This window comes from Streptomyces sp. NPDC004031 (assembly GCF_053604375.1).
Genome location: NZ_JBSGHL010000073.1, coordinates 1 through 14,920 on the forward strand (window position 1 = coordinate 1; position 14,920 = coordinate 14,920).

12 protein-coding genes and 1 riboswitch are annotated in these 14,920 nt (G+C 71.3%); of the genes, 9 read left to right on the forward strand and 3 right to left on the reverse strand.

What is annotated here, in order from left to right:
* Nucleotides 1-337: 337 nt before the first annotated feature.
* The 4 genes from lhgO to ACWERV_RS32280 all read left to right on the forward strand — a co-directional run bounded on the left by lhgO (nt 338) and on the right by ACWERV_RS32280 (nt 7,307).
* Nucleotides 338-1,573 carry an L-2-hydroxyglutarate oxidase gene (gene lhgO / locus ACWERV_RS32265; RefSeq protein WP_452939897.1) on the forward strand — a complete coding sequence of 412 codons (1,236 nt, stop codon included), beginning with the start codon at nt 338-340 and terminating at the stop codon, nt 1,571-1,573.
* A gap of 127 nt (nt 1,574-1,700) precedes the next feature.
* Nucleotides 1,701-2,531 (forward strand): tRNA (guanosine(46)-N7)-methyltransferase TrmB, encoded by an 831-nt coding sequence (trmB, locus tag ACWERV_RS32270; RefSeq protein ID WP_452939900.1) that lies wholly within the window; start codon nt 1,701-1,703, stop codon nt 2,529-2,531.
* 103 nt (nt 2,532-2,634) lie between these two features.
* Nucleotides 2,635-4,020: a PrsW family intramembrane metalloprotease gene (locus ACWERV_RS32275; RefSeq protein ID WP_452939903.1), complete on the forward strand. Its 1,386-nt coding sequence runs from the start codon at nt 2,635-2,637 to the stop codon at nt 4,018-4,020.
* Nucleotides 4,021-4,154: 134 nt separating this feature from the next.
* Nucleotides 4,155-7,307, forward strand: coding sequence for a DUF3427 domain-containing protein (locus tag ACWERV_RS32280; protein WP_452939906.1), 3,153 nt, complete (start codon nt 4,155-4,157; stop codon nt 7,305-7,307).
* On the opposite strand, the gene ACWERV_RS32285 is transcribed toward ACWERV_RS32280, so the two are convergent.
* Entirely contained in the window at nt 7,287-7,676 is a 390-nt protein-coding gene (locus tag ACWERV_RS32285; protein WP_452939908.1) for a hypothetical protein, read from the reverse strand. The genes ACWERV_RS32280 and ACWERV_RS32285 overlap by 21 nt on opposite strands.
* Nucleotides 7,673-8,380 carry an ATP-binding protein gene (locus ACWERV_RS32290; protein ID WP_452939911.1) on the reverse strand — a complete coding sequence of 236 codons (708 nt, stop codon included), beginning with the start codon at nt 8,378-8,380 and terminating at the stop codon, nt 7,673-7,675. Before ACWERV_RS32290 ends, ACWERV_RS32285 begins: the two co-directional genes overlap by 4 nt.
* A gap of 194 nt (nt 8,381-8,574) precedes the next feature.
* Between ACWERV_RS32290 and ACWERV_RS32295 the strand changes: the two genes are divergently transcribed.
* The 5 genes from ACWERV_RS32295 (at nt 8,575) to ACWERV_RS32315 (ending at nt 12,801) form a co-directional block, all read left to right on the forward strand.
* A complete protein-coding gene (locus tag ACWERV_RS32295) occupies nt 8,575-9,420 on the forward strand; it encodes a helix-turn-helix domain-containing protein (protein ID WP_452939914.1) in 846 nt (281 codons plus the stop codon).
* A complete protein-coding gene (locus tag ACWERV_RS32300; protein WP_452939917.1) occupies nt 9,420-9,629 on the forward strand; it encodes a DUF397 domain-containing protein in 210 nt (69 codons plus the stop codon). The genes ACWERV_RS32295 and ACWERV_RS32300 overlap by 1 nt, the downstream gene beginning before the upstream one ends.
* 372 nt (nt 9,630-10,001) lie before the next feature.
* Nucleotides 10,002-10,652 carry a helix-turn-helix transcriptional regulator gene (locus ACWERV_RS32305; RefSeq protein ID WP_398176206.1) on the forward strand — a complete coding sequence of 217 codons (651 nt, stop codon included), beginning with the start codon at nt 10,002-10,004 and terminating at the stop codon, nt 10,650-10,652.
* A 44-nt stretch (nt 10,653-10,696) separates the two neighbouring features.
* On the forward strand, nt 10,697-11,701 hold the full coding sequence (locus ACWERV_RS32310) for an MmyB family transcriptional regulator (protein ID WP_452939921.1): 1,005 nt from the start codon (nt 10,697-10,699) through the stop codon (nt 11,699-11,701).
* Nucleotides 11,698-12,801, forward strand: coding sequence for an MBL fold metallo-hydrolase (locus tag ACWERV_RS32315; RefSeq protein ID WP_452939924.1), 1,104 nt, complete (start codon nt 11,698-11,700; stop codon nt 12,799-12,801). Before ACWERV_RS32310 ends, ACWERV_RS32315 begins: the two co-directional genes overlap by 4 nt.
* A gap of 407 nt (nt 12,802-13,208) precedes the next feature.
* On the opposite strand, the gene ACWERV_RS32320 is transcribed toward ACWERV_RS32315, so the two are convergent.
* Entirely contained in the window at nt 13,209-14,483 is a 1,275-nt protein-coding gene (locus tag ACWERV_RS32320) for a M23 family metallopeptidase (RefSeq protein WP_452939927.1), read from the reverse strand.
* A 47-nt stretch (nt 14,484-14,530) separates the two neighbouring features.
* Nucleotides 14,531-14,693, reverse strand: a riboswitch (cyclic di-AMP (ydaO/yuaA leader).
* Between the last annotated feature and the right edge of the window lie 227 nt (nt 14,694-14,920).

Genomic DNA, 14,920 nt, shown 5'->3' on the forward strand with positions numbered 1-14,920 from the left:
CGGGGCACCTCCTCGGAATGCGCGTACGACCTCACCCGCACCCTCGACGGAGTCGATGCGCATTCCTGCGGGGGCACCCCGCACCGTCCCCCTCCAAGGAGCGTCGGCGGCCGTCCCGCCGGTGGGGGCGGAGAACGGCTCGCCCAGCGGGGCAACCGCACCCCGCACCGTCCCCCTCCCGGCGGGAGACGCGGCTGCCGGCCGGTGCCGGCCGAGGAAGGCTCGCCCGGCAAGGCAGGGGTGAGGGTGGGGCGACTTGGCCCGCGGGGCCGCGCGCAGCGCGTAAGTTGATCACCAGCACCCCCCTCCGTATACAGCAACCGCAGGGAGTGGCACCGTGTCCTCGTCCCCCAGGAGCGCGGCTCGCGGTGAGCCGTACGACGTGACGGTCGTCGGTGCCGGCGTCGTGGGCCTGTCCACCGCCTACGCCTTGACGCGGGCTGCGCCCGCCCTGCGCGTGGCCGTCGTCGAGAAGGAGGCGGGGCCGGGTCTGCATCAGACGGGGCGCAACAGCGGGGTGATCCACAGCGGCATCTATTACCGGCCCGGTTCGCTCAAGGCGCGTTACGCGTTGGCCGGTGCGGTGGAGACGCCGCGTTTCTGCGCGGAGCACCGCGTCCCGTACGAGGTGACGGGCAAGCTCATCGTGGCGACGGCGCAGGCGGAGCTGCCGCGGTTGCACGGGCTGGTCCAGCGGGGGCGCGAGCACGGGCTGGCGGTGCGGGAGCTGGGGCGTGCGCAGATCGCGGAGTACGAGCCGGAGGTCGCGGGGCTGGCGGCGATCCATGTGGCGTCGACGGGGATCTGCGATTTCGGCGGTGTCGCCGCCGCGCTCGCGGGGCTGGCCGCGGACGCGGGCTGTGTGCTGCGCTACGGGCTGCGGGTCACCGCGGTCGGGCGGACGGACGATGGCGCTGTGACGCTCAGCACGGCACCGGACGGGCCGACCCTGCGCACCAAGGTGCTGGTGAACTGCGCGGGGCTGTACAGCGACCGTCTCGCGCGGCTGGCCGGGGACGATCCGGGGCTGCGGATCGTGCCGTTCCGCGGTGAGTTCTACGAGCTGGCGCCGGCGCGGCGCGGGCTCGTACGCGGCCTGGTCTACCCCGTGCCGGACCCGGACTTTCCCTTTCTGGGCGTGCACTTCACCCGGGACGTCCGCGGCGGGGTGCATGTGGGCCCGAACGCCGTGCCCGCCCTGGCCCGGGAGGGCTACCGCCGGTGGACGGTGCGGCCGCGTGACCTCGCCGACACCGTGGGCTACCCGGGGGCCTGGCGGATCGCCCGCCGCCACTGGCGGCAGGAGGCGGGTGAGCTGCGGCGCTCCCTGTCGAAGCGGGCCTTCACCGCGGATGCCCGCCGTCTGCTGCCCGCGCTGCGGCCCGGCGATCTGCGGCCCGCCCCCGCGGGCGTACGGGCCCAGGCCGTCCTGCCGGACGGGACGCTCGTCGACGACTTCCGCTTCGCGGGCTCGCCGCCCTTCGTGCATGTGCTCAACGCGCCCTCCCCCGCCGCGACCGCCGCCCTTCCGATCGGCCGCGAGGTCGCCCGCCGCGCCCTCGCCGCGCTCTGACCTCCCGCGCGCCGCCCGGGAACCCCGCCACCGGCGCACCGCGCCCACCGGCCCGGTCCCTGTCCCTGTCCCGGCGCTCTGACCAGCACCGGAACCTGCGGCGTACTCCCGTAGAATCGAACTCATTGTGTCCACCTCTTCCGCTGTCTCCCGCGCTTCCGCGGCTGCTCCCGTCACCTCGGCCGCCCCTGCCGACACCGCCCCCGCCGACACCCGTCGCCCGGCGGCCCGGTCCGCGGCCCGTTTCCCGGACGGGCCCGCCGCCGATCCGGCCGGTTCGCGCGAGGAGCACCGCATCCGGTCCTTCCACGCGCGCCGCGGCCGTATCACCCAGGCGCAGGCCGCCGCGATCGACCGGCACTGGGACACGTGGGGCGTCGAGCTCGACGGCAGTCCGCTGGACCTCGCCGCGCTCTTCGGCTCCGCCGATCTGCCCGTCGTGCTGGAGATCGGCTTCGGGATGGGTGACGCGACCGCGCAGATGGCTGCCGCCGACCCCGGCACCGGCATCCTCGCCGTCGACGTCCACACCCCCGGACAGGGAAATCTTCTCGCCCTCGCCGACCGCGCACACCTGACGAATGTCAGGGTGGCCAACGGCGACGCGATCGTCCTGCTGCGCGACATGCTGCCGCCCGCCTCGCTGGCGGGCCTGCGCGTCTACTTCCCCGACCCCTGGCCCAAGGCCAAGCACCACAAGCGGCGGCTGATCCAGCCGTCCTTCCTCGCGCTCGTCACGCCGCTGCTGCGGCCCGGCGCGGTCGTGCACTGCGCGACGGACTGGGAGCCGTACGCCGAGCAGATGCTGGAGGTCCTGAGCGCGGCGCCCGGCCTGGCCAACGCCCACCCGGCGGAAGGATTCGCCCCGCGGCCCGGCTTCCGGCCGATGACGAAGTTCGAGCGGCAGGGGCTCGCGAAGGGGCACGTCGTGCGCGACCTCCTCTTCACGCGCGTGTGACGTTCCGGGGCGGGTCCGCCGGCTCCCGCCCCGCCGCGCGACCGGCGCCGCGACCTGCGCCATACCCTCGCGGAGCAGGGCATCCGCCCCGTACTGTCGATGCGTGGCCACGTACTCGTACCCGTCCTCGCCGCCCGACCCGGAAGTGCCCGGCGGGCCGTCCGACGAGCAGGCGTACGAGCATGCCTACGATCCCGCGGCGCCCCCGCCCCCCTCGGTGCACTACGCGCCGCGGCGGCCGTTCTGGGAGAGCCGGGCCGTCCGCACCGGCGCGCTGTTCACGGCGCTCGCGGTGTGCGGGGTCGTCATCCTCGCGGTCGTGCGGCACCACATAGGGACCGAGCCGTTCGTGGTGGGCTCCACGCTCGCGGTGCTGCCCGTGCCGGTGCTGGTGTCGGGCTTCCTGTGGCTGGACCGCGCCGCGCCCAGCCCCTGGCAGAACGTCGTGTTCGCCTTCGCCTGGGGCTCGTGCGCCGCGACGCTGGTCGCGCTCTTCGCCAACGAGTACGGCGCCAAACTCCTCGCGAACACCCTGTCGGCGACGCCCACCCAGTCCGACCAGTGGGGTGCCACGTTCGTCGCCCCGCTCGTGGAGGAGACGGCCAAGGGCGCCGCGATCCTGCTGCTCTACCTCTTCCGGCGGCGCTTCATCGAGTCGCTGCTCGACGGCATCGTGCTCGCGGGCCTCGTCGCGACCGGCTTCGCCTTCACCGAGAACATCCTCTACCTCGGCACGGCCTTCGGCGAGGACAAGGCGGTGGGCGCCGGCGTGCTCAGCTCCACCACGCTGGGCACCTTCATCGTCCGGGTGCTGATGACACCGTTCGCGCACCCGCTCTTCACCTCGATGACCGGCCTCGGCTTCGCCATTGCCGCGACCAGCCGCCCGCGCAGCCCCCTGCGCTGGATCGCCCCGATCGGCGGCTGGCTCCTCGCCATGGTGCTGCACGGCTCGTGGAACGGCTCCTCGCAGCTGTCCCCGGTGGCCTTCCTGACCGTCTACGTCTCGGTGATGATCCCGGTCTTCGGCCTGCTCGTGGGCCTGACGTTCTGGGCCCGCGCGGCGCAGTTCCGCACCGTCCGCGAACACCTCGCCGCCTACGCGGCCGCCGGCTGGCTCGCCCCCCGCGAACCCGTCGCCCTGGCCTCCATGCGCATCCGCGGCGACGCCCGCGACCTGGCCCGCCGCCACTACGGCGACGCGGGCGCCCGCGCCGTCCGCGACTACGCGGCGTACGCCACCCACCTGGCCTTCCTCCGCGCCGCCGCCGCCCGCGGCCGCAAACCCGCCGACTACGCCGCCCGCGAGTCCGAACTCCTCCAGCACCTCTGGCACCACCGCCGCCTCGCCCAGCCCGCCCTCCTCCACTCCACCCCCCTCCCCTGGCCCCCGCCCTTCCCGTCCCCCCGCCCCTACACCCCCTGGCCCCCAACCCACCCCCAACCCGCCCCGACCCCGTACTGGCCGCCACGGGGCGGGCAGGTGTAGCGGGACCCTTGGGGATGTCCCGGTTCGCCGTCGCTTCGGTCATCGCCGCGGTGCGGGGAGAACCGCGCTGAGCCGCCTTGTCTGTGCCTGCTGTTACAAAGGACCCAGACTCTGCAACGCTGGGGGGATGTGCGATGGCAGGCACCACGGACACTGACGGGCTCGACGAGCCGGCAACGGGGATCTACGAGAAGTTGATCACCCGCGGTCTCGCCGAACGGATGGCCCAGCTGGGCACCCTCGGGCTGATCGCGGTTGATGATCAGGTGCGTCCGGAGTCTTCCGCGCATGTGCTCGCACGGCATGTCGGCACCACCGTCCAGCAGGTGCTTCGCGATCTCCCGCCCGACGAGCAGGTGGCGGCAACCAACCAGATCCTCGCGTCTCTTGGAGCGCTGCCCGGCGCCGAAGAGTGGATCAGCACGGTGATGGACGGTCCACGTCAGCTGCTGGCGATTGCCGAGCAGAAAGCTCCCGGCGTCTACGAGATCCATCGCCCGGCAACGCCGCTCTCCGAGACGGCGCTCATCACCAACTCTCCGGAGGACCCGAACCTCGGTTTCGAGTTGCGTGCGGAGATGGCGACTGCCGACAGCATCGATCTGCTCTGCGCCTTCGTGAAGTGGCACGGCCTGCGGGTTCTCGAGGAGCAACTCAGAACCGCTCGCGAGCGTGGGGTGCGGATCAGAGTCATCACGACGACGTACATCGGCGCCACGGAACGCCGTGCTCTTGACCGCCTGGTCCAGGAGTTCGGAGCCGAAGTCAAGGTCAACTACGAGACGAGAAGCACTCGGCTGCACGCCAAGGCGTGGCTCTTCCACCGCAGGACCGGGTTCGACACGGCGTACGTGGGCAGTTCCAACCTGTCGCGGACCGCGCTCATCGACGGGCTGGAGTGGAACGTACGGCTGTCCTCGGTGGCCACCCCAGCAGTGATGCGAAAGTTCGAGGCCACCTTCGACTCCTACTGGAGCGAACCGGCCTTCGAGTCCTACGACCCGGTTCGCGACGGGGACCGCCTCACACGAGCGCTCGGTATCGCGGCCGGTGGTCTGTCGGGTGGTCGTCCGGCGCTGAAGCTCTCCGGCCTTGAGGTGCGGCCGTACCCGTATCAGCGGGAGATGCTGGAGCGGCTTGAGGTTGAACGCACAGTGCACGATCGGCATCGGAACCTGCTGGTAGCCGCGACCGGTACCGGGAAAACCGTCATGGCGGCTCTCGACTTCCGGTCGCTTCAGAAGAGTCTCGGGCGGGACCTGCGGCTACTCTTCGTGGCGCACCGGCGGGAGATCCTGGAGCAGTCGATGCGCACGTACCAGGAGGTCGTGGGCGACGCCAACCTCGGGGAGGCGCTGCACACCGGGGACATCCCGAGGGACTGGAAGCATGTCTTCGCCAGCGTCCAGTCGCTCAACGCCGAACGGCTGCAAGCCATTGACCCCCACCACTTCGATGTCATCGTGATCGATGAATTCCATCACGCAACGGCGAAAACCTACCGTCGCATCATCGAGCACTTCACACCCATCGAACTCCTGGGCCTTACCGCCACGCCTGAACGGATGCAGGGGCCCAGTGTTCAGGACGAGTTCTTCGACGGCAGGATCGCCGCCGAGATGCGCCTTTGGGAGGCACTGGAGAACGACCTTCTCAGTCCCTTCCACTACTTCGGCGTCACCGACACCACGGACCTCACCGGCATTACCTGGCGACGAAACTCCCAGGGCTACGACGCAACGGAACTGAGCAAGATCCTCACCGGCGACACCGCGCACGCACGACTCGTCCTGCGGGCCGTGCGGGACAAAATAGCTGATCCCACCGCCATGCGCGCCTTGGGATTCTGCGTCTCCGTTGAGCACGCCCGCTACATGGCGGCCTGTTTCCGCGAGGCAAATCTGAAGGCCGTGGCTCTGTCGGGCGAGACCCCGCGGCAGGACCGGCGGGACGCGCTGGCGCAACTGGCAGCAGGCGAACTTCACGTGATCTTCTCTGTTGACCTGCTCAATGAGGGGCTGGACATCCCGGATGTCGACACCCTTCTCCTGCTGCGCCCGACGTCGAGCGCCACCGTCTTCCTCCAGCAACTCGGCCGCGGTTTGCGGAGAACCGAGGGCAAGGCCGTCCTCACGATTCTCGACTTCATCGGACAACACCGCGCCGAATTCAACTTCGAGGCGCAGTTCAGCGCGCTGACCAACCTTCGCAGGAGCCGACTCGCGGCCAGCGTAGAACAGGATTTCCCTCAGCTGCCCTCAGGGTGCCAGATCATCCTGGAACGCAAGGCGAAGGAGCGCATCCTCAAGAACATCAGGGACCGCATCGGCATCAACGCGCCGCAGTTGGCCAAGGAGATTGCCGACTACGCCCGGCCGACCCTGGCCGAGTATCTCAAGGAGAGCGGCCGCGACCTGCGGCAGATCTACCGCGGCGGCAACTCCTGGACGGGCCTCCTCCGTCGCGCCCGCATGCTCCCCGACGACGCCCCTCCCGGGGAGGGGCAACTCCTGAAGCGCACGCCCGCGTTCCACCATGTCGACGACCCGGTACGGATCGAGGCCTATACGCAGCTCCTCGCCGACGACGCACCGGACTACGACACCCTCGACCCCCAGCTTCAGGCATACGCCCGCATGCTGGTCTTCTCGCTCTGGCCCAGCGGTGGCGGCTTCGCCGGATACGGCGCGGCCCTCCGGTCCCTGTCCGTGCAGCGGTGCTTCCGCGACGAGGTGCGACAGTTGCTGGCGTACAACCTCGCCCACACGGAGCACGCGCCCGTCCCCCTCCTCGGCGACCACGTCGGGCTCCCGCTGTCCGTGTACGGCTCGTACAACCGCGAGGAGATTCTCACCTCGCTCGGTCAGACGGCCCTGGGCGGTTACACGCCGAACAACTTCCGAGAGGGCGTCAGATGGTGTCCTAACATCGCGACGGACGCCCTGTTCGTGACCCTCGAAAAGGACGCGAAGGACTTCTCCCCACAGACGCGCTACCGCGACTTCGCGATGAGCGAGACCCGTTTCCACTGGGAGAGCCAGAGCACGACGTCCGACACCTCGGCGACGGGCATCCGCTACCGCACGCACCGCGACCGCGGCTCCCACGTCCTGCTGTTCGTCCGGCGCTTCAAGCACACGGACATCGGCGGCCCGCAACCGTGGATGCTCCTCGGCCCGGCGGAGTTCGTCGAATCCCGGGGCAGCAAGCCCATGGGCATCGTCTGGGAACTCCGCCACCGCATGCCGGCAGACGTGTGGACGTATTCAGCGATCGCTGCCAGCTGACGGACAAGCGCTGACACGTTCGCCGTCGCCATGGGACGCCCTCACATGGCCGGAGATCTCGCCGAGGCGCGCGAGAACGTCCGAGATAGCGCTGGCGCCATCCGTACCGAATAGCGGGCGCATCTCCTGCCACGGTACGGGCTCCGCGTGAGCGAACACCCCCGGTCGAAGCTCCACCGAGACAAGGACGAGGTCACGATCGTCCTCATCAAAGACGTGGAAGGCGTCCACCTCGGTCAGCACACCGAAGGACCTCGCCACGGCCAGGAGGTAGCGCAGGGACGACGAGTCGCTCCAGCCTGCGAACGCCGCGGAATCATGCAGGAATTCGGCACAGATGGCGCTGATCCGCGCCTCGGGCGAGGTCATCGCCCAGCGTGTGCCGTTGCTGGTCCCGGCGGGTTCCGTACCGGTGGCAGGACGGGCTCCTGGACCTCAGCTGCCTCTGCCTCGAAGCAAGTCTGCGCGTGATCGACGATGTCGTCCGGGTCGCTGCCGTTGGCCCTGATCCAGTGGAACAGGTCAGTGAACAAGCTGATGGCCAGCGTGTCGGAAACCGCACGGTGGGCGACGAGGGGAGCCTCCACGCCGGAGGAGTGGAGGCGATAGCCGTCGATGACGCGCGCAGCCCGCTCGACGCGAGGACCGAAGCGGAGTCGGTGGGCGTTGCCTACCGCGAAGTCGCAGCGGACGGCCTTACCACCAGGGGTCGGAACCGCTGTCCAGCCACCCGAGACAGCCGCGACAAGAGCGAGGCCGCGGCCAGTCTCGCCATCCCCGCCGACGACACTCCGAGTTGGGTGAGTGCGGCTCGTGTCATGCACCTCCACCCTCAGGCGGTCGCGCGTCACTTCGAGAAACAGCACTGCGGGTGCGCCGGGACCCACGTGGCAGATGACGTTCGTGGCGAGCTCGGAGACCGCGAGCGTGACGCCATCGGTCAGGGCAGACAGACCCCACGCGGCGAGTTGTGCGTCAGCCGCTTCACGAAGCGTCGCGATGGCACAGGCGTCGGCTTTGAAGGGGAGCAAGAAGCGGTGACGGATATCTCCGCTGGTCAGGTCGGCGAGCATGGCATCAGACTCCTCGGTTTCGACACATAGGGCACTCAGTCGGGCACGTTGCGTGCCTACTCGCACGAGCGTGACAGCTGACGCGGCGTCATGCAATATGCACGACGGGATTCGCACGAAGGGATTCACGGCTTGTGACAGGCTCTGAGCCCCGCAAGACTGACTCACCACAACGCCCGGAGAGGCATGGAGAGATGGCCGGTTCACCCACTGCTCGTCGGCGTCGGCTGGCGATCGAACTCAAGAAGCTCCGCGAGGAGCACGGGCTCACATGCGCCCAGGTCGGCGAGGCCCTGGACTGGAGCGGGTCCAAGGTCAATCGCATGGAAACCGGGCAGGGCCGTGTGCAACCGTCGGACATCGATGCCCTCTGTCGCCACTACGGCACCGACGACGAGCTTCGTCTCCTCCTCATGGGACTTGCGAAGGACTCGAAGACCCGAGGCTGGTGGCACGCCCACGGCGATGCAGTACCTGCATGGTTTTCGGTCTACGTAGGACTCGAGCAGGCGGCCTCCAGCCTCCGCACCTATGAGAGCGAGTTCGTACCCGGACTGCTCCAGACCGCCGACTACGCCCGTGAGCTGTTGAGAGCAACCATCAACCGCACCGACGAGGACACCGAACGGATTGTCGCCGTACGCCTGGAACGCCAGGCGCTCCTTACCGCCGCTCAGCCGCCGGATCTGTGGGCAGTGATCCACGAAGCCGTGCTGCGGCACACGGTCGGAGGCAGCCATGTCATGCGGGCCCAACTCCACCGCATACTGGAAACGACCGCCTTGGCCAACGTCACCGTGCAGGTCCTGCCGTTCGATGCGGGAAGCTACCCAGCCACGGGGCCCTTCACAGTTCTAGGGTTTCCCGAACAGGAGGATCCGGACGTGGTCTTCCGGGACGGGGTGACCGACGCCGTCTATCTCGAACGCCCGGAGGACATCGGGCCTTACACCAGGGCGTTCGACAACCTGCGGGCACTTTCGTTGAGCCCGCAGCGATCCATCGAACTGATCGAAGCGACGATCCGAGGACTGGCCTGATGGAAGACCGCAGACGCGGCGAGTGGCACAAGAGCAGTTACAGCAACGGCGGGGGTGGCAACTGCGTCGAAGTCTCGTGCGCCCCGGAAGCTGTGCGAGTGCGCGACTCCAAGGACCCCGAAGGCCCTGTGCTGACCTTCTCCCCTACGCACTGGCGCGAGTTCGTCCGCACGCTCCGAGGCGGCCCTGAGGTCTTCCGGCAGGAGTAGGCCGCTGCCCGGCTCGGGGCGGCGGCCACCCCGAGGTCAGTTGGCAGCTTTCGACCGGGAAAGACCCGAATACCACGCTATTCGGCCGTTCTTTTCCTCGACGGATTCGGCCTGGAAAACGCGTGACACCCCTGTAACACTCTGTATCTGACGGGGCGACAGACGACGGCACGGCTTCCGCGCGCTCGGCGTGGGCGGGGTTGTGGCGGGTGGATGGCGTCAGGCGGGGTGAGTGGGAAGGGTGGGGCCGTGGAGCCAGAGGTCGGGTCGGAGGTCTGGTACGGGGGTGGGCGGGGGTCGGGTTCGAGACCGGGGTCGGGGTCGGGGTCGGTGTTTCGGTGGGATGTAGGGGGGCGGGCGGAGCGGCTGGTCGTGGAGGAGTATCCGCGGGCCACGGGGGAGGACTACGAGGACCTGCTGGGGGAGATGGCGGGGTCGGTGGTGGAGACCGCCGACGGGATGCTGGTGGGGGGGCCGGGGCAGGCGGAGGTGGAGGCCGCGGCGGCGATGTCGGGGCGGGGGGTGCGGGTGCGGGCGATGTATCCGCGGGGGCTGCTGGCGGTGCCGGAGAAGGCGTCGTGGCTGCGGCAGGTGTCGGACGCCGGGGTGAGTGTGCGGGTGTTGGACCACCTGCCGCACGATCTGATGGTCTTCGACCGGCACACCGTGTGCCTGGCGGCGCGGGTGGTGGCGTCGGGGGCGGAGGAGCCGCCGATGGTGCGGGTCAGCGGGGAGTTGCTGGCGGCGTCCTTCGCGGCGGTGTACGAGTCGTACTGGCGGCGCGGCACGCCCTTGTCGCGGATGTCGCCGGGGCCGCACCACGCTCAGCTCGGGGAGCGGGAGCGGGCGGTGATCCGGTTGATGACCAATGGCTACAGCGATGACAGGATCGCCAGAAAGCTGGGTATCACCTCTGCGGACGTACAGTCGGTGGTGGCCGCGCTCATGGAACGGCTGGGCGCGGGAAGCCGGTTCGAGGCGGGGTACAAGCTTGCCCGGGAGGTCGATCCGCGGGACCTGTGAGGGTCGCCGGCCGGCGTGCGGGCCGGAAGGGAGCCGTGAGGTCGGTGCGCGACCGCGAGGCGATGCAGACGCTGCTCGCACGGGCCAGGGCGCGGGTCGACCCGGGCGAGTTCGGTCTCGCGCCGCGCGCCGACCCGCGCGGGCGCAAGGTGACCGGCCTGACGCACGAGCACATGACGCGGCTGCTGGGCTGGCCGGAGCACAAGTACGGGTACGTGGAGCGGGGGCGGCTCGCCGCGATCGAGGCGGAGCTGCTGGAGCCCGTCGCACGGATCCTGCGCCTGTCGGACCACGAGTGGGAGGCGCTGGTCCTGTACGCGACGGGGGTGCCGCCCGCCTACCGGCTGGATCCGGAGCTGGGCAGGGCCGTGCCGAGCCCCTGGGAGCGGGTGCTGCGCGGCTCGCACGAGATGGCGTACGTCAACGACGCGGCCTGGGACGTCGTCGCGTACAACGCCGCTTTCGCGCGGCTCTTCCCGCGCCGTGAGGTGCCGGGCAACACGATGCGCTGGATGCTGCTGGACCCGGAGGCGAGGGAGGTCCTCGGGGACTGGGCGGAGAGCTGGCTGCCGCGGCTGGTGCCGCAGCTGCGGGCCGCGCTGGTGGCCAACCCGCACGACCGGCCGCTGGCGCAGCTGCACGCGGACGCCATGCGCGACCCGGTCGTCGCGCCCTTCCTGGAGGCGCCGACGGGCGAGTACATAGGGCCGCGGGCGGAGAGCGCGCTGCCGCTGGTGCACGCCGAGCTGGGGCCGGGGTGGGTGACGCTGTGCACGGCGGGGCCGTTCGGGGTGCCGGGCGGGCGGCTGATGTTCGTCCTCTTCGACCAGGGCGAGGAGCCGCGGCACGGCCCGGCCCTCACCGCGCCGGCCACCGTGCCCGTCGATCCGGAGGGCCTGGCGGGCGGTGGGCGCCGTTTCATCGCCGCGGATGCGGGCGGGGCGGCGGGGGCTGCCGGGAAGACGGAGGAGAAGGTGGCGGCGGTACGCGCCCGTACGGCCGCCGATACGGCGAAAAGCCCTGCTGGGCCGCACAATTGGGCCCCATGAGCTTCCCTCTTCCGCATGCGCTGCGGTCGCTGACCCCCCATGTCCACGCCTGGCTCCCGGACGGCCACGCAACGTGGGGCATGGCCAACTGCGTCGTGGTCACCGGGCGGGGTACGGGCCCGGGTCCGGGCACCGCGCTGCTGGTCGACACCCCGTACACCGCCGACATGACCCGGCAGCTCCAGCGGCTCGTCGCCGGGCTCGGCGACGGCGGCGCGGGCGGGGACGGTTACCTGGTCCGTACCGTCGTCAACACCCACGGCAACGGCGACCACTCGTACGGCAACGGGCTCTTCCCGGGCGCCGACGTCGTCGCCACCGACGCCAACGGCGAGCACCTGTGCGCCGAGCCGGAGCCCGCCGTGCTGGCCGGGCTGGTCGCGGCCGCCGACCTGGCCACGCCCATCGGGGCGTACATGCGGCGGCACTTCGCGCGCTACGGCGACTTCGGCGGGGTCACGCCGCTGCACCCGAACCGCACCTTCAGCGGCGAACTGGACCTGGACGTCGACGGGGTGGCGGTGCGGCTCATCGAGGTGGGGCCCGCGCACACCGCGGGCGACCTGATCGTGCACCTGCCGGAGGAGGGTGTGGTGTGCGCGGGTGACGTCGTCTTCAACGAGGACCACCCGGTGCACTGGGCGGGGCCGCTGGAGTCGGTGCACGCCGCGTGCGCGCGCATCCTGGAGTGCGACCCGCGGATCGTCGTACCGGGGCACGGGCCGGTGATGACGCCCGCGGACGTACGGCGCTACGCCGACTACCTGCTGGACCTGCGGGAGGTCATCCACCGCGGGCACGCGGCGGGCCGCCCGCTGCCGGTCCTGGCCGCGGACCTGCTCGCGTCCGACCCCTACCCGCAGTGGGGGCTGAACGAGCGGATGGCGATCCTCGCCGCCGTCGAGTACCGCGCCCTGGACGGCGTCACCGACCGGGCCGACCTCGTCGCCCTCGTCGGCCTCGCGGCGGGTTTCGCGACCGCGACCGCAGAAGCAGAGGCGGAGGCAGGGACAGGGGCAGAGGCGGAGGACGGCAGCGGCGGACGAGAGCGGGCCGCCGCGGACGGCGGGGCGACGGCGGGCGGCGGCGCGGGCAGCTGACCGTACGGTCGGCGGGCCGGAGCAGCGGCCGCGGGGACGATGCCGGGCCGTGGGCTGGAGATGCCGACGGCCCCGGCGTCGGGGGGGGTGAACGCCGGGGCCGCGGCGGCTCCTGGGGGCCGGGAGCGGGCGCCGAGCCCGTGCCGTGACCGTACTCCTGCGGTGTTTCCGTCGTGCGTCCGCGGCCGCTTCCGCGTCTGCTTCCGCGATCCGCTTGCGCGGTCCGTCTCAGCGTAGTGCTTCCGCGTGGTGCTTCCGCGTCATGCGCGCCGGACGCCGCCGGTGGTGGTGTCGGGGGCAGGACGGGTGCCCGCCCTCCGATACCTCCGAGCCTATGCCCGTGCGCCTAGTTTATGCGCGGATATCCGTACGTGCGTGCGTTTCGGCGTGGTGTTTCGCGCCGGATTTCAGACGGCGACGTCGTGGCCGTGCAGCCACGGCACCGGGTCGACCGGTGCGCCGCCGCCGGGGCGTACTTCGAGGTGCAGATGCGGGCCCGGCACATTGCCGGTCGCGCCGACCCGGCCGATGGTGTCGCCCGTGGTGACGCGGCCGCCGGTGGCGACCATCGTCGACAGGTGGCAGTACCAGAGCTCGGTGCCGTCGTCGAGCCGCAGCACGACCCGGTAGCCGTACGAGCCCGCCCAGCCGGCCGAGGTGACCGTGCCGGTGTGGACGGCGTGCACCGGGGTGCCGGTGGGGGCGGCGAAGTCCTGGCCGGTGTGCGTGGCCCACATGTTGCTCGACTCGCCGAAGGCGTTGGTGAGCGTGTACGAGGCGACCGGCTTGACGTAGGAGGCGGCGAGCTTCGCCAGCCGCTCCGCCTCCGCCTGCGCGGCGGCCTCGGCGGCGGCCTTGGCCTTCGCCTCTGCCTCGGCCTTCGCCGCGGCGGCCTGCTCGCGCACCTTGCGGGCCGCGGCCTCCTTGGCCGCCTGCTCCGCGGCGACCCGCTCCACGGCCTCGCGGGCGCGGCGCTCGGCGTCCGCGCGCTGCTGGGTGACCTGGGCGATGATGCGGCTGCACAGCGCCTCGCCGGGGTCGGCGGCCTCCGCGGCGGCCTCGGCGCACGGGGCGTCCTCGGCCTCGGCGGTGCGCGGCGCGGCGGGGGCCTCGGTCGCCGCCCGGGTGACGGCGGCGGGGTCGTACGACGGGGTGCCGACCGCCACGTCCGGCAGCGGCACGGCGGGGGCGGGGGCGACGACGGGAACCGCGGCCGGGGCGGCGGGAGCCGCGGGCACGGCCGGCAGGTCCGGAGCCGCTATCGGCGCGGCGGCGGCGGGGGGCTCGGCTGCGGCGGCGACGCCGCCCGCGCCGACCGCGGCCATCGCCGCCATGCCGAGCACGGCGGAACCGACGCTCGCCGCGCCGCTCAGACCGGCACCCAGGCCGCCGCCCAGTCCCGGGAGCCCGCCGCGCTGCCGGGGCAGGCGCGGCTGGCTGCGCGGGCCGTCGCCCGGGAGGCCGTCGGCGTCGGGCCGGGGGGAGCCGGCCGGCGCGGGGGCCTCGGGGGCGGGGACTGCGACGGCTGCCGGGAGCGGTTCGGCGGAGCCGGGGAAGCCCTGGTAAGAGGGGACTTCGGGGGTGACGGGAGCGACGGGGACGCCGGGGAAAGCACCGGGGCCGTCGGGCGAGAAGCGCTCGCCGGGCTCTCCGAAGTGCCACTGTCCGGTCGGTTCTGCCACCGGAGTCGGAGCGTAGGCAGGCTGGTTGGACGCCACGGGGGCGCACTCCTTTCCTTCCTTCTCGCCTACCGGGTTAGCTGACGGGTTCGGAGCAGGAAGGTCTCCTACGGACGGCCTGACGGCCCCCCGATTCACCCCATTGGACCCCTTCCGTGGTGACGGAAGGGCGGGTCCCCGGTTCCCGCGGACGGGATTCGGCAAGCGCACGGTGCCGCCTGTCGGCGGCAGTGACGACCGCGCTGCGTTATCGAACGTTAATAGAGCCGGACGGGTTTTCCAAGCCGAACCGAAGAGTTGGGGGTGGGAAGCAATCGGGCAGGGTATACGGAGAGGGGAGGAAGCGGACACGCGGCGTGGCCGGGCAGTGATGTGAGTGTTCGCCAGTTGTTACCGGGAGGGGGAGGCGTGATCACGCGGGGTGAGGGTTTGGTGACCCA